Genomic DNA, 20,291 nt, shown 5'->3' on the forward strand with positions numbered 1-20,291 from the left:
AGCGTAACAACGTCAATGTTTAAGTGCCAGTTCGTATCTGCCAGACAGGAAGTCTCAATGTCGTAAAGGACAGGAGTCCGAGAACGACCCTAGCTCTCGTTCATTAGCACATAGCTTCGCTACATTCACCGTGGTGAGAATATTTTTTGCTTTACCTACTTATGAAACCAAGGCATAAAACAAAAGAGTCACAGCTAAATACTCTCAATCCCAAAAAGCCTTACATTAAACTCTATCTAACTCTCGCTTAGCACTGCTCCAGTTCAGGTGATACTTCTCACCTGCGGGCTTATCGGTGCGCTCAAATGTATGGGCGCCAAAGTAGTCACGCTGACCTTGGAGTAAATTTGCCGGCAAGGTCTCACTGCGGTAGCTGTCGTAGTAGGCCAAAGCCGAGCTAATACAGGGTGCCGGTATTCCTTTGAGAACTGCCGTTGATACAGCTTGACGCCAATCGAGTTGCTTAGCGGAGAGTGCTTGGCTGAATACATCCGCCATCAGTAAGTTCTCCAGCTCGATACCTGTCGTCGCTGCGGCTTGATAGGCTTGAGTTATTGACTGTAGGAAAGTGGCGCGGATGATACAACCCGCACGCCAAATCTTTGCTATTTCGGCAAAATCCAGTGTCCAGTTGCGCTCTTTAGCATTCATAGCCATCAATTGAAAACCTTGGGCATAGCTGGCAACTTTGGCACAATAAAGGGCACTTTCCAGCTGGGTAATAAAAGCATCACGCTCCTCATCGCTAGGTTTGACGGCAACAGGGCCAGTCAAAAGTTGGCTCAACTTTACTCTTTGATCTTTTTGGGTACTCACGGCGCGAGCATAAACGGCCTCAGCAATGGTTGGTGCAGGACAGCCTATCTGCAAACTGCTCACCGCAGTCCAAAGTCCAGTGCCCTTTTGGCCCGCCTTGTCCAAGATCATCTCGACCAAAGGCTTACCTGAAATAGGATCCGCTTGCTTTAGCACCTCTGCGCTGATCTCCATCAAATAGCTGTTTAAGCTACCTCGATTCCAACGTTCAAACAGATTGGCTATCTCATCGGCAGACATATTGAAGCCGTCGCTCAGTAGCTGATAGGCTTCGCAGATAAGTTGCATATCAGCATATTCGATGCCGTTATGTACCATTTTGACATAATGTCCAGCGCCCGCAGGGCCAATATACGTAGTACAGGGCTCACCTTCTGTCACTGGATTACCCGGCTCTTGACGCTCAATAGGCAAGCCCGTTTCAGGGTTAACTTTAGCCGCTATTGCCTCCCAGATAGGTTTAATCCTGTTCCAAGCCTTGATATTGCCGCTTGGCATCAATGAAGGCCCAAAACGCGCGCCCATTTCTCCGCCAGAAACAGCTGAACTAAAGAAGATAAATTTATCGGCGTAGCGCGCTTCACGTTCGACCGTATCAGTCCATAAACTGTTACCCGTATCGATGACAATATCATCTTGCGCGATACCTGCGTCAATTAAGGTATTGCATACCCCATCGACAGGAGCACCAGCAGGAACTGACAGCACAATAATTCGAGGTTTCTCGAGACTGGATAACATTTCAGAAAGATTATTACAGCCACTAACACGCAGTGGGACATGGAGCTGTTTGCTGGAGATTCGGTCCGCTTTCTCTTGCTGAACCACGCCTTCAACTTTCTTAGCATCTAAGTCGAAAGCGACAACGCGATACTGATTATCAGCAATATTTAAGGAAAGATTTTTTCCCATGACGCCAAGGCCTATAACGCCGACATCATATAAATTGGTGTGATTTTCCATTGATATATTTTCCGCAGGTAACAGAAGATAATATACCCAGTCTATTATTGGTAAGTTAACTCACAGAGTTAGCCTTCTCTTTTATACTAGAGAGCCCTGCATTGGGGCATAGACGAGAGGTATTATTTGCTCAGGATTATACATACTATGGTAAGTAAATTACTAGGATCCGTAGATTTGTTTACAAAAAAAAGCCTATCTCAGTTCAAAAGATAACAACACAGCCTATCCAGGGGTGATGATAAAGTCCTCTGGATAAGCCGATTATTTCATATCACTCCTGCTAACGGATTATTGTTGACGGGTCGTCAACGCATCGGCGTAACCCATACGCGTCAGCGCGTTACGCACCAGCTCTAATGTTTGCGGATCTTCGATGGTGGCAGGTACTTTATAATCTTGATTATCAGCAATTTTTCGCATTGTGCCGCGCAAAATTTTGCCTGAGCGAGTCTTGGGTAACTTTTGCACCACACTGACCAATCGAAATGAAGCCACGGGGCCAATATTCTTGCGTACTAAGCTTATCAACTCTTTATACAGTGTTTCATCACTCAAGCTTACCCCTTTTTTAAGCACCACTAAGCCTAATGGAACTTGACCTTTAAGCTTATCATCAACCCCTATCACGGCCACTTCCGCCACGGCTTCATGTTGACACAACACCTCTTCAAAACGTCCAGTAGAAAGTCGATGCCCAGCAACATTGATGATGTCATCGATACGACTCATGATATACAGGTAACCCTCCTCATCCATATAACCAGCATCACCCGAGAGGTAGTAGCCCGGATACATAGATAAGTAACTGTCTAAATATCTCTGTTCATTTTGCCACAGGGTGGTCAAGGTTCCCGGCGGCAAAGGCAGCTTAATCACCACATTACCTGAGGTATTCGCCTCCACCTTATTCCCCATCTCATCGACAACCTCAACTTGATAACCCGGCACAGGTAGCGCAGGCGATCCAGGCTTTACTTCAACAGGAGCTGTACCCATCAAATTAGCAGCGACAGGCCAACCAGTTTCAGTTTGCCACCAATGATCGATGACGGGCTTTGCTAAACGCTCCTCCGCCCAACGCAGGGTGTCGGGATCGCAGCGTTCTCCGGCTAAAAACAGTGTATGCAGACAAGATAGATCGACATCTTTAATAAAGTCACCATCGGGATCGTCTCGCTTTATCGCCCGTATCGCTGTAGGGGCAGTAAAGAAACTCTTAACCTGATACTTAGCAATTGTGCGCCAAAATATCCCCGGATCGGGTGTGCCAACCGGCTTACCTTCAAACATAAGCGTGGTCGCCCCTACCAACAAAGGTCCGTAGACAATATAGGAGTGTCCAACCACCCAGCCCACATCCGATGCAGCCCAGAAAGTATCCCCCGCTTCGATGTTGTAGATATGCTTCATCGACCAGGCAAGTGCCACGCCATGGCCGCCATTATCACGTACCACGCCTTTAGGTTGCCCCGTGGTCCCAGAGGTATAAAGGATATAAAGGGGATCTGTCGCGGCAATACTCAAGCAGCCAATATCTGGGGCACTGGCAACTGCGCTCTGCCAGTCGACATCACGTCCCGGCACTAGCTCTGCTTGATGTTGGCTTCGATTGAGGATAATACACTGCTCAACTTTATGACTCGATTGGGCAATAGCATCGTCCAACAAAGGCTTATAAGCCACAGCACCTGAGGGTTCAATGCCACAAGAAGCCGACAAAATAAGCTTAGGTTTAGCGTCGTCAATCCGGCTCGCCAATTCATTACCAGCAAAACCGCCAAAAACCACAGAGTGAATTGCGCCAATGCGTGCACACGCCAGCATGGCATAGGCCGTTTCTGGCACCATCGGCATATAGATGATAACGCGATCGCCCTTTTTCACGCCAACTGAATCCATGTAACCCGCCAGTCGGCTGACTTGGGCTTGCAGTTCTGTATAGGTAATGCCGTATTCAGTGTCGGTCACCGGACTGACATATTGAATAGCAATCTGCTCGCCCCGCCCACTATCTACATGTCTGTCCACCGCGTTATAACAGGTATTAAGTTCACCACCAGCAAACCAAGTATAGAGTGGCATATTGCTGTCATCGAGGACGCGATCCCAAGGTTTATCCCAACTTAACGCCGTAGCTGCATCAGCCCAAAATTGCTCAGATTGCGCTATAGAGGCTGTATGCATCTGTTGATGTAGCTTATGATTCTCGCTCTTCATTACCCTCTCCCCAGAACATAAAATTGAATAATTCGGCTTACAGCTAAAGACTATAAGCCTAGGCTAGACACATTATGCTCACAGACTGAGCATTCCCATTAGACCTTATGATTAGGTTGGATATTGAGCGGTTCACATATCTAATAAACTGGCAAATTTACTTTCCATAAACAACCAATCAAAAATCAAAAAAATAAGTGAACACCGAACCACCATCTTTACGTTAACGTAAACTTCATGTAAGGTAATTAAAAGTTAAATATTATGGTGTTTTTAATGAGTGATAAACAGATCACACAAACAACTTACTCAATTAGCGATCTGTCTAAAGAGTTTGATATTACCACCCGAAGCATTCGTTTTTACGAAGATCAAGGCCTACTGAAACCTAAGCGTCGTGGGCAAACTCGAATCTATAACCTCAAAGATAGGGTTCGTCTAAAACTGATCCTGCGCGGTAAGCGTCTCGGATTTTCACTCGCTGAAACCCGTCGCTTATTTGAACTTTATGATGCGGACAAAAACAGCGTATCACAACTGCACACTATGCTTGAGCTCGTCGAAGATAAGAAGGTTTCACTGCAACAGCAAATGGATGACATCAAAGTGGTATTAATGGAGCTTAACTCGGCTGAACAGCAGTGCCGAGCTGCACTTGAGAACAATACAGACTAAAGCACTTGTTAAGTTAAAAATAAAAACACCGTAAAACATAATTATAATAATAAGTATTTGAATTAAATTGATAGGACACTAGCCATGACTCAACTCTACTCATCACTCAATTTTGGCCTGGGCGAAGATGTCGATATGCTCCGCGATGCAGTTCAAAATTTCGCTGCTAATGAAATTGCACCAATAGCAGCAAAAACCGATCTCGACAATGCTTTCCCCAATGAACTTTGGCCAGTGTTAGGTGACATGGGTCTGTTAGGCGTCACGGTAGCTGAGGAGTATGGCGGTGCTGACATGGGGTATTTAGCCCATGTTGTGGCGATGGAAGAGATCTCACGAGCATCAGCTTCAATCGGCTTAAGTTACGGCGCTCACTCTAACTTATGCGTTAACCAGATTAACCGTAACGGCAATGCCGCACAAAAAGCCAAATACCTGCCAAAACTGGTCAGTGGTGAACACATTGGTGCCTTGGCCATGAGCGAGCCAAATGCGGGTTCCGATGTGGTTTCCATGAAGCTTCACGCCCGTAAAGAGGGCGATCGCTATATCCTTAACGGCAATAAGATGTGGATCACCAACGGTCCCGACGCACACACATACGTCATCTACGCCAAAACCGATCTGGATAAAGGCGCCCATGGCATCACGGCCTTCATCGTCGAACGTGACTCGAAAGGTTTTAGTACCGCACAAAAACTCGACAAACTCGGCATGCGTGGCTCCAACACTTGTGAGTTAGTATTCGAAGATTGTGAAGTGCCAGAAGAGAACATTCTTGGCGGCCTCAATAACGGTGTGAAAGTCTTAATGAGTGGGCTAGATTACGAACGTGTTGTTCTTTCAGGTGGACCACTGGGGATCATGACTGCCTGCATGGACATCGTCATTCCTTATATCCATGAGCGTGAGCAGTTTGGTAAATCCATCGGTCAGTTTCAGCTGGTTCAAGGCAAGCTTGCCGATATGTATACCGGCATGAATGCCGCAAAATCCTACGTTTACAATGTTGCTAAATCTTGCGATCGCGGCGAAGCCACCCGTAAAGATGCAGCCGGAGCCATTCTCTATTCCGCTGAGCTGGCCACTAAAATGGCCCTCGATGCCATTCAGTTATTAGGCGGTAACGGTTACGTCAATGAGTACGCAACAGGTCGACTTTTACGTGATGCCAAACTCTATGAAATCGGTGCTGGCACCTCAGAGATCCGCCGTATGTTGATTGGTCGTGAGCTGTTTAACGAATCTAAGTGATCCTAAATTAAACAGTTGATTCACTCTTTTCCACGCTCAACTGCCTAATCTAGAATAATGAATCAGTATTTAATAGCATCAAAAGGATTGAAATCGTGACTCAACTTAGCAGCCGTATTAACACTCGCAGTGATGAATTCAAGGCTAAACATGACGACATGGTCAACCTTGTTCATGATCTAAAATGCAAAATTAACATCATTGAGCAAGGCGGCGGTGACGTTGCCCGTGAACGTCATCTTTCCCGTGGGAAACTCTTGCCTCGCCAGCGCGTTGAAAAGCTACTTGATCCAGGCTCACCTTTCTTAGAACTCTCTCAATTTGCAGCCTATGAACTCTATGAAGACTTAGTCCCCGCAGCTGGCATCATTGCTGGTATCGGTCGCGTGAGTGGCGTTGAGTGCATGATTATCGCCAATGATGCCACGGTTAAAGGCGGCACTTACTATCCTGTTACAGTAAAAAAACACCTACGGGCACAAGATATCGCCAGTCGCTGTCACCTTCCCTGTATCTACTTAGTCGATTCAGGCGGTGCTAACCTACCTCGCCAAGATGAAGTGTTTCCAGATCGTGACCATTTCGGGCGTATCTTCTATAACCAAGCGCAGATGTCAGCCAAAGGCATTCCACAAATCGCTGTGGTGATGGGGCTTTGTACCGCAGGGGGCGCATACGTTCCCGCCATGGCCGATGAGTCGATTATCGTCAAAGAACAAGGCACTATTTTCCTCGCAGGCCCGCCATTAGTTAAAGCTGCTACCGGTGAAGAGGTGACAGCAGAAGAGCTTGGCGGCGCTGAGGTTCACACTAAAATATCCGGTGTTGCCGATCATCTCGCCCAAAGCGATGATCATGCCCTCGAGCTTGCCCGTAAAGCCGTCACTCGACTCAATCATCAAAAAAACATTACCACTCTACTGAGTCCAGTTAAGGTGCCTAAGTTCGATATCAACGAACTTTACGGCATTGTAGGGACCGATCTTAAAAAACCATACGATGTTAAAGAGGTCATTGCACGAGTGGTCGATGACTCAGACTTTGATGAGTTCAAGGCAGGTTATGGTCCAACCTTAGTCTGCGGCTTTGCCCGTATTCATGGCTATCCGGTAGGCATCGTTGCTAATAATGGCATCCTTTTCTCTGAGTCAGCCCAAAAAGGCGCTCATTTTATCGAGCTATGTTGCCAACGAAAAATCCCACTGCTTTTCTTGCAAAATATCACCGGCTTTATGGTGGGTAAGAAATATGAGCATGAAGGGATTGCGAAACATGGCGCCAAGATGGTTACCGCTGTTTCTTGCGCAAATGTCCCTAAATTTACTGTCATCATCGGTGGCAGTTATGGCGCTGGTAACTATGGCATGTGTGGCCGCGCATTTGAGCCAACCATGATGTGGATGTGGCCAAATGCGCGTATTTCCGTCATGGGGGGTGAACAAGCTGCAGGCGTATTAGCCACCGTTCGCCGTGATGGACTCGCCCGTAAAGGGGTCAAATGGTCCGATGATGAGGAGCAAAAGTTCCGTGCCCCTATTGTCGAACAATACGACAAAGAAGGTCACCCATATCACGCCAGTGCACGCTTGTGGGATGACGGTATTATTGACCCCGCCCAAACTCGCGATGTGGTTGGATTAGCCCTATCGGCTGCACTTAATGCACCGATAGAAGAGACCAAGTTCGGTGTATTCCGCATGTAAGGGCTCGCCCTTTACCTGCACACCAGACCTTAACAGATATTTTCTGGGCTAATAGATAATGGATAACCTAGCCATGACAAGTGAATTTTCGAACACGCTACATTTTGTGAATTGCACCCTTAATAAGGGAGTCGGAGAGCTGATCCTCGACCGAGCCGATAAACACAATGCTTTCGATGAAGTGATGATAAGCGAAATGCTGCAATCCCTCGCCCACTTTGCCGACAATGATGAATGCCAAGTATTAGTCCTTAGGGCCAATGGCAAAAATTTCAGTGCTGGCGCCGATCTTAACTGGATGCGTAATCAAGCTAAGATGGATTTCGAGCAGAATCTTGCCGATGCCAATGAACTGGCTAAGTTGATGTCAAACCTAGACAAGTTCCCTAAACCGACGATTGCACTTGTTCAAGGGGCTGCCTTTGGTGGTGCATTGGGCCTTATCTGCTGCTGCGATATCGCCATTGCTAACACTCGTGCCAGCTTCTGTTTAAGTGAAGTCAAACTTGGCCTTATTCCGGCGGTGATTAGTCCCTATGTCACTCGAGCTATGGGCCAGCGAGCAGCTCGCCGTTATATGCTCACCGCCGAGCGTTTTAAGGTTGAGATAGCTCAGTCACTCAATGTAATTCATGAGATAGATGATGATCTTGACGCTCAAGCTGCACCGATTATCGATGCTTTACTTGCTAATAGCCCCCAAGGCATGGCTTGGGTAAAGACTTTACTATCGACCCTAGAGAACGGGGTCATAGATCAAAACACATTAGATTATACCAGCGAGCGTATCGCTCGCATTCGCGTGTCAGCCGAAGGCCAAGAGGGTTTGAATGCCTTCTTTGAAAAACGTAGCCCCAACTGGAAAACAGACTCGCCGCAAGGAGCTCAATAACATGGTCGCATCATCAAAAAGTAACGCCTTAAGTAACACTTTCCTCATTAAGAAATTGTTGATTGCCAACCGAGGTGAAATCGCTTGTCGTATCATAAAAACAGCCAAAGCAATGGGAATACGCACCGTCGCCTTGTACTCTGACGCCGATATCGATGCCCGCCATGTGGCCATGGCTGATGAATCCTTCTATCTTGGCGGCAGTGCACCGGCAGACTCCTACCTTAAGGGCGAGTTAATTGTCGATATTGCTAAACAAGCGGGTGCACAAGCTATTCACCCAGGTTACGGTTTCTTGTCAGAAAACGCCGATTTTGCACGTCTGTGTGAACAAGCTGGCATTGCTTTTGTTGGGCCCACTGCTGATGCCATCGATTCCATGGGCAGTAAAAGTGCCGCCAAAGAGATCATGGGCGCAGCAAAAGTACCACTGGTTCCTGGTTACCATGGCGACGAGCAAGACGATGAACTCTTAGTTAACGAAGCCAAAAAGATGGGTTTCCCACTCCTTATCAAAGCTGCTTATGGCGGTGGTGGGAAAGGGATGCGTATCGTTGAAAATCAAGGTGAAGTGCTCGACGCTATCCACTCAGCTCGTCGTGAAGCTACCTCCTCTTTTGGTAACGACAAACTCTTGATGGAGCGCTACCTACGTCAACCTCGTCACGTAGAAGTGCAAGTTTTTGCCGATAATTACGGCCACTGTATCTACCTTTCTGACAGAGATTGCTCTATTCAACGACGCCATCAAAAAGTGGTTGAAGAAGCCCCTGCGCCAGGATTAAGTGATGAATTAAGAGTGCAGATGGGTGAAGCGGCAGTGGCTGCGGCAAAAGCCATCGACTATCAAGGTGCTGGCACTGTCGAATTTTTGCTCGACACCGACAACAGTTTCTACTTTATGGAGATGAACACCCGTCTTCAAGTTGAGCACCCGGTGACTGAAATGGTCACAGGACAAGATTTAGTCAAATGGCAGTTAATGGTCGCCAGTGGTCACCAACTACCACTGACGCAAAGTGAAGTGCGGATACACGGTCACGCCTTTGAAGTACGTATCTACGCCGAAGATCCACAAAATGAGTTTCTGCCTGCCAGTGGTAAACTTAACTTCCTGCGTGAGCCTGAGCAAAATAGCCATGTAAGAATCGATTCTGGCATTCGTGAAAACGATGTGATCAGTAACTTCTACGATCCGATGATCTCTAAACTGATTGTCTGGGATGAGTCACGCCCAAGAGCCCTGCAACGTCTAGTGCATTCACTTGAGTCTTATCAGATCAGTGGACTCAAACACAATATTGAATTTCTGGCTAATATTGCCGAACATCAGGCGTTTCGCGAGGCAAACTTCAGTACCGACTTTATCGAACGCTATGGCGATGCCCTCATTGGTCGAGGGCTGAGTGGCAGTGTTGCCAAAGAGCAACAAACCGCACTGGCTCTCGCTGCTCTGTATCAAATCTGCGCCCGTAAAGAGGCTGCAAAAGCCTGCGCTATTAACAGTAATGACCCATATTCCCCTTGGGGGTCTGTCAGTGGGTTTAGGCTCAACAGTGCCAGTCAACATCAAGTGGCGTTGCTCGATGATAACCATGAGCTACAACACTTAGATCTGATTGAAACATCCGTTGGCGGTAAATCTATTTTCCAACTGCAGATTAACGATAACTTTTACACGCTCAGCGGTGAGCTTATGGGTGAAGTGTTGCATGCCGAGATATCACTCAGCCAGGCAGACAAGAATGACAAGGCGCTTACCCATAAGAGCCAAGCCCATAAATTTAAGATCCCAGTAAGCCATGTCGGTGATGACTTTACATTGTTTATCAGCTCCACCAGCTACCATTTCCGTGCAATTCAAACAGAATTGGCAGAGGAGGAAGAATGTTTAGCCGACAAACTTAAAGCGCCGATGAATGGCACTGTGGTGACTCACTTAGTGAATGTGGGCGACAGTGTTATCGCAGGCCAAGGCTTGATGGTGATGGAAGCCATGAAGATGGAATACACCATAGAATCTCCCTTTGATGGTACTGTCAGCGCGTTCTACTTCGACATAGGTGAACTGGTCAACGACGGCGCACTGTTAGTCGATGTTGCCCCCTCAGAAGTTGAGGAAGAGGGATGAAAATGACTAATGTAATAAACGCAATAGAATCTCCTTTTGATGGTACTGTCAGCGCATTTTTCTTCAACGTCGGTGAGTTAGTATCTGACGGTGCTCAGCTCGTCGATGTTAAGCCTACTGATGAGAAAAAGGCATGAAGATGACGCCTAAATCGGTGAGTATTTTTGAGGTTGGCGCCCGCGATGGGCTGCAAAACGAAAAGCCCGTCACCACCCAAGATAAGATTATCTTAATTGAAGCATTAGCCAAAGCAGGCATCAAACGCATTGAGGCTGCTAGCTTTGTGTCGCCTAAATGGGTGCCACAGATGGCAGACTCTGGTGATGTACTGCGTAACATTACCCGTCAGAGCGATGTCACCTACAGTGCCCTAACGCCAAATTTAAAGGGACTGGAACTCGCACTTGACGCAGGAGCGGAAGAGGTTGCCATCTTTGGCGCCGCATCCCAGAGCTTTAGTCAGCGTAATATAAACTGCTCAATAGAGGAGTCCATTGAACGCTTCGCCCCAGTGATGCAGCGAGCTATAGCTGCCAACATTCCCGTCCGAGGCTATGTGTCCTGCGTACTGGGTTGCCCTTATGAGGGCGAAATTGCGATTAGCGAAGTGGCTCGCGTGTCTGAAATTCTTTACAAAATGGGTTGCTATGAAATATCCCTCGGCGACACCATAGGTGTTGGCACCCCAGATAATGCCCGTAGAATGGTTGAAGCCGTCAGCAAAAAAGTCCCTGTCGATAAACTCGCTCTGCACTTTCATGACACCTATGGACAAGCTCTAGCCAATATCTTAGCTTGCTTAGAAACTGGCGTCAGCGTGATCGATTCATCCGTTGCGGGACTCGGTGGTTGTCCTTATGCCAAAGGCGCATCGGGGAATTTAGCGACCGAAGATCTCGTCTATATGCTGCACGGGTTGGGAATAGAGACAGGCATAGATCTGTCACTACTTGCTCAGGCAGGTAACAGAATAAGCCAAGCCTTAGGCAGAACTACAGGCTCAAAGGTTGCTAGAGCGATAAACGAATAAAAAGAAGGTTCTAGGTTCTAGCAACGAACATAATAAGGAGTTAAGAATAATGGCAGGACTCAATAAAGTCGTTGGAAGTTATGAAGAGGCGCTCGCAGGCCTAAGCAATGATATGACCGTGATGGTAGGCGGATTTGGCCTTTGTGGTATTCCTGAAGGTCTTATCTCTCAGATGGTCAAAACCGGCGTCACAGGACTGACCGCTATCTCTAATAACGCAGGCGTCGATGACTTTGGTCTCGGTCTACTGTTAAAAACCCGTCAAATAGATACCATGATAGCCTCTTATGTGGGTGAGAATGCCACGTTCGAGCAGCAGATGCTCTCTGGCGTGTTAAATGTCATCTTGACGCCTCAAGGCACACTCGCTGAGAAAATTCGCGCTGGTGGCGCTGGTATTCCGGCATTTTACACCGCAACGGGCTACGGCACTCCCGTTGCTGACGGTAAAGAAACCCGTGAAATAGACGGACGTCACTATGTACTAGAGTCAGCCTTAACGGCAGACTTTGCTTTAGTCCGCGCTTGGAAAGCTGATACCATGGGCAACTTGGTTTTCCGTAAAACCGCCGCTAACTTTAACCCTATGATGGCGACCGCCGGTAAGATTACAGTAGTGGAAGCTGAGCATATTGTAGAACCCGGTGAGTTAGACCCAGATCATATCCACACACCTGGGATCTACGTCAACCGCGTGATCCAAGCAACGTTCGAAAAACGTATCGAACAACGCACAGCCAAAGCATCTTCATAAGGGAGGCAAACACCATGGCATTATCAAGAGAACAACTCGCACAACGTGTCGCCCAAGAACTTAAAGATGGCTACTACGTCAACCTTGGCATCGGCATCCCAACGCTCGTGGCAAACTATATCCCCCAAGGGATTGAGGTCATGCTGCAATCTGAAAATGGTTTATTAGGCATGGGAGAGTTTCCCACTGAAGAGACCATAGATGCGGATCTGATTAACGCAGGTAAGCAAACCGTCACTGCAGTACCCGGTGCATCATTTTTCTCATCAGCAGAGAGTTTTGCCATGATCCGTGGTGGGCATGTAGATCTAACCGTACTTGGTGCTTTTGAAGTGGATGAACAAGGCTCTATCGCGTCTTGGATGATCCCCGGCAAACTGATTAAAGGCATGGGCGGAGCAATGGATTTGGTCGCTGGTGCTGATAATATTATCGTCACCATGATGCATGCAGATAAAAAAGGTAACTCTAAGTTGCTGTCTAAGTGCGAGCTACCGTTAACGGGCTTTGGTTGTATCAAGCGCGTACTGACCGACTTGGCTTTTATGGAGATTAAAGATGGCGCGTTTCATCTGCTAGAGCGTGCACCCGGTGTATCCGTCGAGGAGATTGTATCTAAGACAGCCGGTACATTGATTGTCCCTGACTATGTACCTGAGATGACTTTCTAACACCTCTTTGTGGTATGCAAATAACAAAAATGCAGCTTACATCAAGCTGCATTTTACACTTATAATTATGCTAAAATCGCACTTTTTGAATTAGCTATCTTTGTCAAAACACATAATCAATAGTATCCATTAACAACATTCAGCATTGATTAAATTAAGGATCATCCATGGAACAAGATATCCATAATGCCTATAGAGGCGAGATCTACGGCATTGCATTTTTCACTTATTTCGCCAATCACTATCAGAATAAATCGTTAGCGTCTTTATGGGCCCCTCTCATTGAGATTGAGCATATAACCGCTGCACGACTGGAGAACAAGCTCATAAAGCTTGAGGTACCTTACCTCGCCAATGACGTTTTTATGCAAAATAAAGGCGTTGAAGATGCAAGTTTATGGATACAACTCCCCCCTACTCTATTGATCGATACCCTGTTAAATTGGATAAAACCATATGAACATAAATACCGACTTTGGTTTGAACAGGAGCAGGACAACAGCACCTTAGAATTTATCGCCGAACATGAGACTGCAATATTTCAATGCTGGAAAGCTGAAAAGAACAACCAACCAGGCATCGAATTTTTACACGCATTTATTAATAAATATGCCACTGAGACTTAAGTCACTTTTTTAGACACTCTTTCAATCCATTGGCAAATGAACACAAAAAACACAGGTACAAATAATACGGCTAAGACTGTACCGCTGAACATCCCACCTAATACGCCGGCGCCAATGGAGTTCTGTATTTCAGAGCTTGGACCTGTGGCGAAGTACAGTGGGATAATGCCGCAAGTAAAGGCTAATGATGTCATCAATATCGGCCTTAAACGCTGTTGAGTCGCCAATAATACCGAATCCACAAGACTGGCGCCCTCCACTCTTGCCTGCTTAGCAAACTCAACGATTAAGATGGCATTCTTAGCTGATAAACCAATAATCGTGACGAGACCGACCTTAAAGAATACATCATTGGCCATGCCATCAAGTAACATAAAACCAACGGCCCCAAGAATGCCTAAGGGCACAACTAAGATCACCGCCAATGGAATTGACCAGCTTTCGTATAATGCGGCTAAGACGAGAAAGATAATCAGCATAGAAAACAACAACATAGTTAACGTTTGCGATTCTGTTTGTTGCTCTTGTAATGACAGCCCCGTCCATTCAAGACCCGCTGAGTTAGGCAACGAAGCAACGATGCGCTCAACTTCTTGCATCGCCTCACCGGAAGAGTAACCCGGCGCTGGTGAAGCTGACACAGCGACTGCCAATACCCCATTAAAACGCGTTAACTGCTGTGGCGTCATCCCCCAAACCGGGGTCACAAACTCAGAGAGATAAACCGTACCGCCTTGATTATTACGGATCGCCAGTTTTAAAATATCGTCAATTTGCATTCTCGATTCGGCTTGCACCTGCACGATGACCTGCTGTAAACGACCATTATTAGGGAAGTCGTTGACGTAACTTGAGCCCATCGCTGTTGATATCGTTTCGCTTATGGCATTAAACGGCACCCCAAGCACCCGCGCTTTAGCACGATCGATTTGTAAATGTACGCCGTTAGTTTCCGGCAGAGCCTCAAAGTACACTGACGAGAGTTTGTCACTGGTATAAGCCTGTTGCAGAAAGCGAGCTTGGGTATCTTGAAAATGCTGATAACCTGCATTGCCACGATCTTGTAACTGAAAAGAGAGGTTTGACGAGCTACCGAGCCCATCAATTGCAGCAGGTAACACACTAAACACTTGTCCCTCGGTTAAATCACTTAAGTGTTCATCGAGTGCTTGTATCTCTAGCTGTGTCGAACTGCCATTACGCTCCTGCCAATCTTTAAGTGTGGTAATACCAAAAGCGGATCCCGAGCCAGTACCACTAAAACTAAACCCAAGGATACTCATACTGGCATCCACAGCCTCTCTTGCATGGGTAAAATGCTCAATTTTAGTGACCACATCCATGGTTCGTTCGACCGTCGCATCGGGCGGCAACTGGATAGACGTAAAGAAGTAACCTTGATCTTCTTCCGGTAAAAATGTGCTTGGCACTAACGAAAAGCTGTAGAGGCAAGCCACAACCAATACCACGTAGAACAACATCATCCGACCGGTACGCTTAACTAAATAGGCCACACCCGACGTGACGCCCTGAGTAAATTGTTTAAAATTACGGTTGAACCAGCCAAAAAAACCACCGCGATGATGATCATGCTCAGATAGAGGCTTCAGCAAAGTTGCACATAATGCAGGGGTAAGCGTTAACGCCAAAAATGCCGAAAACAGAATAGACACTGCCATCGCTAACGAAAACTGTTGAAAAATAGTTCCCACTGAACCTGATGCAAACGCCATCGGAATAAACACCGCCGATAATACCGCTGTCACGCCAATCACGGCGCTGTAGATCCCTTGCATCGCTTGCTCGGTGGCCGCTTTAGGGGGTAAACCGGTTTCGCTCATCACTCGTTCGACATTTTCAACCACCACAATGGCGTCATCAACGATGATGCCAATCGCTAATACCATGCCGAACATGGTAAATACGTTAATCGAAAATCCCATCAACCACATCACCGCAAACGTACCTAGCAAGGCAATAGGTGCAACAATTGCAGGAATAATGGTGTAACGCAGGTTTTGTAAAAACAGATACATCACCAAGAATACCAATACCATGGCTTCAAGCAGTGTCACCACCACTTTTTGAATCGATATTTTAGCAAACGTTGCTGAGTCCGATGTGATGGAGTAATCCATGTTCGCTGGCATCGTCTGTCGCAATAGATCCATGAGGGTGCGGATCTTATCGGAGGTTTCAATAGCGTTAGCCCCCGGTGACAATTGAACTGCAGCAGAGGTCGACTGCTGTCCATTTTCTCGGTTACTAAACAGATAGTTTTGCGCCCCAAGTTCTACTTTCGCAACATCCCCCAATAACACCATGCCCCCTTGCGTTGTGGAGCGTAAAACAATATTTCGAAACTCTTGTGGCGTTGATAACTGGCCTTGTGCGGTCAGCGGAAAGACCGCCATTTGCCCTTCAACCGTTGGAGAGTCACCCACCTTGCCTGGAGAGATTTGAATATTCTGCTCTGCAATGGCCTGTGTCACATCCTCCATGGTGAGGTTGTAGCCAGTGAGCACAGTCGGGTCGACCCAAATACGCATAGCAAATTCAGAGCCATACATCTGTACTCGACCAACACCTGGAACTCGCTTTATCTCCTCAATGATATTTCTGGCCATATAGTCACTGAGCTGTTGCTCTGAAAAGTGACCATTAGGAGAGACCAAGCCAAGGTACATCAGATTATTTGATGACGTGGTTTCTACAGTGATACCAATTTGACGCACTGCGAGTGGCAGCCGAGGTTCAATGGCTCTGATCTTATTTTGGATCTCAACTTGAGCCATTTCAGGATCGGTACCATTTTCAAACGTGACCGTAATGGATGCACTGCCACTGGCATCAGAAGATGAACTAAAATATAGCAGGCCTTTGATACCAGATATTTCACGTTCAATCAGTGCCACGACACTGTCATTGATGGTTTGTGGACTTGCTCCAGGATAAGACAAATACAAGCCAATACTCGGTGGCGCCACACTTGGAAATCGTTCAACGGCTAACTTTGGAATGGCTACGATGCCAGCAACACAAATTAAAATGGCGATAACCCAAGCAAAAATAGGGCGAGAAATAAAAAAATGCGACACGATAGAACCCTCTTACAAATGTTGCTTAATACTTAGTTTGTTGCCAATCTGACAGGGTTAACGCAACGCCCGACTGCAAATTATCTTGGCCAGTCACAACCACGAGATCACCTTGGTTAAGCCCTTTAGAGATGATGTATTGTCGGTGTTGGATCCCTTCAAGCTCAACCTGCTTTTTCTCAAAGGTGTCGCCCTTTACTACATATACAAACGGATCGCCGGTACTGGAACGTTGCACTGCATGCTCTGGCACTTTAAACGCGTGTAATTGACCTCTTGGAATTTGAGTTCTCACATACATTCCCGGCAAAAGCGCTCTTTGTGGGTTGTTCGCCAAAATACGCACAATCAGATCACCGGTATTTTCATCGACACTGATACCAGAGAACAAAATTTTACCGTCAATATCCTCATCTCTATTTGAGGAGTACTGCACAATAACGGCCAGTGCGCTATCACTACCTTGGGGTTGTTTATCAAGTAAGCCACGCAATTGGCTCAACTTTGAAGCGGGCTGACGCACATCGATATAGACTTGATCAATCTGTTGAATAATCGCTAATGGCTTGGCATCAGTTCGACTGACTAACGCCCCTTCTGTCACCATAGCTTCACCAATAAATCCAGCTATCGGCGCAGTCACTTTGGCATATTCAAGTTGTAGTTGACTGAAGGCTAATTGAGCCCGATTTTGCTGTACTGTTGCCACGGCAATCTGTTGGTTAAAGCTCGCTTCTTCGAAATCTTGTTGGCTGACAGCATCAGTACGTTCCAGTTGGGTCATTCTGTCGAGTTGGCTCTGTATTAATCCTAAATTCGCTTGCGATTGTGCTAAAGAAGCTTGTTTAATTTCAAGATCTATCTTAAAAGCATCTTGTTCAATCTGAAATAACGCCTCACCTTTCTCAAGGCTGTCACCTTGCTTAAATAGCCTAGCGCTAATAATACCACTGACTTGTGGGCGGATCTCGGCCGTACGCAAAGGGCGTACGCGACCTTGTAACTCGTCATAAAGCGTCACCTCAGTAAGGTGTGCATTGATGGTCGCAACATTGGCGCTTTTTACATACGGCGCGATTTCACTACTCGTGTTGTCGCCACAGCCGGTAAAGAGCAAAGGGGCACAAATACAGAGCCCAACTAACATCATATTATTGCGTTTACCCAGCATATCTTTACCTTTCCTAACACCACAAAATTACTCACTTGAAATCATTAATAACACAAAAACTAAAAAATTCAACAAGTTGAGTCTAACGAACATACAGAAGAACAAAATAGTAAATCAAACAAGGTAAATATCGGGTAAAACAGACTCGATTTGCCACCATGAAAAGAGTAGATTGACTCAAAATTTACCCTAGACAACCTAGACTGCAGCTTAGCCGTAGTTTAAAGGGCGACATAAGCTCACATGATTGGAAAAAGATATGATCCGTGTTTTGCTCATTGAAGATGATCGCGATCTCGCTGAAACCCTTCTGCAATTAATGGAGCTTGCTCATATGCAACCCGATCATGCTAGTCATGGTTTGTCGGGATTAGCCCTAGCCCGCACCAACCACTACGATGTCCTCGTTGTCGATGTCGGCCTGCCTAAACTTGATGGCTATTCACTTTGTAGACAGCTTAGAACCTTAGGCAACGATACTCCGGTATTATTCTTAACTGCATTTGGGCTAATCGACGATAAGTTGGCAGGTTTTGCATCTGGCGGTGACGATTACCTCACTAAACCATTTGATAACCGAGAGTTAATAGCACGAATACAGGCATTGGCAGGAAGACGCAGTAGCCTGTCTAAACGGCTAAATGTGGCAAGTTTAATCATGGATTGCGAGCAACAAACCGTTGCCTATCAAGAACAAACGTTAGTGTTAACGCCAGCTTGTTACACCTTGTTAGAAGTCTTGATGCGTGCAAGCCCTGAAGTAGTATCAAAACACACATTAGAAAATGCCTTGTGGGGTGATGAACTGCCTAGTAGCAATGTACTTAAAGCACACTTGTATTATTTACGACGTGCGCTGACAAAAGTACAAGCAGCAGAGCTGCTTCATACCATCGCAGGTAAAGGTTGGGCTTTACGCCCCCAAACAATATGATGAAGTCACGCAATAGTTTAACGACCTTGCTATTAGGAGGTAGCGGATTCATCTTGCTACTACTCGTTCTCTGCTATACCCTTTGGGCAAGAGAAAACTACTTTCGTGCACTCGATACCTCATTCAGTATCAATATGTATAAAGCCCAAGAGCTCATCAATAGAAATGGCTATGAGGCCGTAGAGCCAGGCTTAGAAATCATCGACACGCGGCTTATACACGATTATGAGGATCTCCCAAAAAGTATACGCTTAGCGTATCCAGAATCAGCAATGATCGCGGGGAAGCATTTTTATGCTACTGACATCGATGTTGATACGAGCATTCAAAATGATTATTTTGTTTATGCGGCGAGATACCTCAATAATAAATCCTATTACCTGCTGCAAGAGTACAAAGAATCCGAGACACCTAGCTATTGGGATATCGCTGATTCACAGCTGCAACAAATTTGGATCGTGTCCATTATTGTCACATTTGTGTTGATCATCTTCATCATTCTCGGCTTTCGCTATTTGACGAAACCGGTATATAAACTCAATACATGGTCCAAGCAATTAAGCAGTGACGACCTCAATAAGCCCATCCCCTCTTTTGCCTATCGAGAGCTCGATATGCTGGCAACACAAATTCTTGAGCGTTTACGCGAAATCGATGCGATCTCTCAACGTGAGTCACAATTTTTACAATATGCTAGCCATGAACTAAGAACACCCATTGCGGTAATAAAAAGTAATGCCGAGTTACTAGAGCAACTGATCCCAGCTAAAAACTTGCCAGCACTAGAACGTATCGCGCGCGCGAGTAATACCATGCAGCACCTAACTGAGACACTGTTATGGTTGACTCGTAAAGAGATAGAGCAACCCGCATCAAGCGTATTTCAACTCGACACGCTGATCAACGAGCTCATTGAAGAACACAGCTACTTGCTTAAAGGTAAAAATGTTGAGCTGCGCGTAGTGTTGCGGCCCATTGCGGTTTCACTGCCCCACACCTTAGTACGTATCCTCATTGCAAACCTCATTCGCAATGCCATGCAGCATATTGATGAAGGGCTGATTTTAATCCATCTGCAACAGCAAGAATTAGTCATTACGAATCAAGGCATTATTTTAGAGGACACGACGGCAAAGCAAAGTGGCCGTGATGGTTTTGGTTTGGGTCTAAGGCTGGTACAACAGATTAGTCAGCAATGCCATTGGGACTTTACCGTTGCAGTTAAACCGGAATGCTATATGGCCAATATAAACTTTGCACCATCGCCATTAGATAAAGCGTAAACCCATCGATAACGCACATCTATATGACTTAGTCATCACTTGACTACTCGAACAATTAACGCTCACAAGA

Annotated in this window: 16 protein-coding genes; 12 read left to right on the plus strand and 4 right to left on the minus strand. The window is 46.3% G+C overall.

Features of this window, described 5'->3' with window-relative positions:
* Positions 1-225: 225 nt before the first annotated feature.
* Positions 226-1,779, minus strand: a complete 1,554-nt coding sequence (gene gndA / locus HWQ47_RS17970) for an NADP-dependent phosphogluconate dehydrogenase (RefSeq protein WP_269967435.1) — start codon at positions 1,777-1,779, stop codon at positions 226-228.
* Positions 1,780-2,070: 291 nt separating this feature from the next.
* Complete coding sequence (locus tag HWQ47_RS17975) at positions 2,071-3,999, minus strand: propionyl-CoA synthetase (protein WP_269967436.1); 1,929 nt, start codon at positions 3,997-3,999, stop codon at positions 2,071-2,073.
* A 276-nt stretch (positions 4,000-4,275) separates the two neighbouring features.
* Between HWQ47_RS17975 and HWQ47_RS17980 the strand changes: the two genes are divergently transcribed.
* The 10 genes from HWQ47_RS17980 (at position 4,276) to HWQ47_RS18025 (ending at position 13,735) form a co-directional block, all read left to right on the plus strand.
* Positions 4,276-4,674, plus strand: coding sequence for a MerR family transcriptional regulator (locus HWQ47_RS17980; protein WP_269967437.1), 399 nt, complete (start codon positions 4,276-4,278; stop codon positions 4,672-4,674).
* Positions 4,675-4,758: 84 nt separating this feature from the next.
* Positions 4,759-5,928, plus strand: a complete 1,170-nt coding sequence (locus tag HWQ47_RS17985; protein WP_269967438.1) for an isovaleryl-CoA dehydrogenase — start codon at positions 4,759-4,761, stop codon at positions 5,926-5,928.
* A 95-nt stretch (positions 5,929-6,023) separates the two neighbouring features.
* Entirely contained in the window at positions 6,024-7,631 is a 1,608-nt protein-coding gene (locus tag HWQ47_RS17990; RefSeq protein ID WP_269967439.1) for a carboxyl transferase domain-containing protein, read from the plus strand.
* Positions 7,632-7,689: 58 nt separating this feature from the next.
* Positions 7,690-8,523, plus strand: a complete 834-nt coding sequence (locus HWQ47_RS17995; protein WP_269967440.1) for an enoyl-CoA hydratase-related protein — start codon at positions 7,690-7,692, stop codon at positions 8,521-8,523.
* Position 8,524: 1 nt separating this feature from the next.
* On the plus strand, positions 8,525-10,654 hold the full coding sequence (locus tag HWQ47_RS18000; protein WP_269971781.1) for an acetyl/propionyl/methylcrotonyl-CoA carboxylase subunit alpha: 2,130 nt from the start codon (positions 8,525-8,527) through the stop codon (positions 10,652-10,654).
* Positions 10,651-10,791, plus strand: a complete 141-nt coding sequence (locus HWQ47_RS18005; protein WP_269967441.1) for a 3-methylcrotonyl-CoA carboxylase — start codon at positions 10,651-10,653, stop codon at positions 10,789-10,791. The genes HWQ47_RS18000 and HWQ47_RS18005 overlap by 4 nt, the downstream gene beginning before the upstream one ends.
* Before the next feature lie 2 nt (positions 10,792-10,793).
* Positions 10,794-11,684, plus strand: coding sequence for a hydroxymethylglutaryl-CoA lyase (locus HWQ47_RS18010; RefSeq protein WP_269967442.1), 891 nt, complete (start codon positions 10,794-10,796; stop codon positions 11,682-11,684).
* Between the two features lie 49 nt (positions 11,685-11,733).
* Positions 11,734-12,438 carry a CoA transferase subunit A gene (locus HWQ47_RS18015; RefSeq protein ID WP_269967443.1) on the plus strand — a complete coding sequence of 235 codons (705 nt, stop codon included), beginning with the start codon at positions 11,734-11,736 and terminating at the stop codon, positions 12,436-12,438.
* A 14-nt stretch (positions 12,439-12,452) separates the two neighbouring features.
* A complete protein-coding gene (locus HWQ47_RS18020) occupies positions 12,453-13,109 on the plus strand; it encodes a CoA transferase subunit B (protein WP_269967444.1) in 657 nt (218 codons plus the stop codon).
* A 167-nt stretch (positions 13,110-13,276) separates the two neighbouring features.
* Positions 13,277-13,735, plus strand: a complete 459-nt coding sequence (locus HWQ47_RS18025) for a hypothetical protein (protein ID WP_269967445.1) — start codon at positions 13,277-13,279, stop codon at positions 13,733-13,735.
* On the opposite strand, the gene HWQ47_RS18030 is transcribed toward HWQ47_RS18025, so the two are convergent.
* A complete protein-coding gene (locus HWQ47_RS18030; RefSeq protein WP_269967446.1) occupies positions 13,732-16,833 on the minus strand; it encodes a multidrug efflux RND transporter permease subunit in 3,102 nt (1,033 codons plus the stop codon). The genes HWQ47_RS18025 and HWQ47_RS18030 overlap by 4 nt on opposite strands.
* A gap of 25 nt (positions 16,834-16,858) precedes the next feature.
* Complete coding sequence (locus tag HWQ47_RS18035) at positions 16,859-18,004, minus strand: efflux RND transporter periplasmic adaptor subunit (RefSeq protein WP_269967447.1); 1,146 nt, start codon at positions 18,002-18,004, stop codon at positions 16,859-16,861.
* A 259-nt stretch (positions 18,005-18,263) separates the two neighbouring features.
* Here HWQ47_RS18035 and HWQ47_RS18040 point away from each other — a divergent pair, with 259 nt between their 5' ends.
* Positions 18,264-18,938, plus strand: coding sequence for a response regulator transcription factor (locus HWQ47_RS18040; protein WP_269967448.1), 675 nt, complete (start codon positions 18,264-18,266; stop codon positions 18,936-18,938).
* Positions 18,935-20,221 (plus strand): sensor histidine kinase, encoded by a 1,287-nt coding sequence (locus HWQ47_RS18045; protein WP_269967449.1) that lies wholly within the window; start codon positions 18,935-18,937, stop codon positions 20,219-20,221. Before HWQ47_RS18040 ends, HWQ47_RS18045 begins: the two co-directional genes overlap by 4 nt.
* Positions 20,222-20,291: the final 70 nt, after the last annotated feature.

The organism is Shewanella sp. MTB7 (assembly GCF_027571385.1).
Lineage (GTDB): Bacteria > Pseudomonadota > Gammaproteobacteria > Enterobacterales > Shewanellaceae > Shewanella.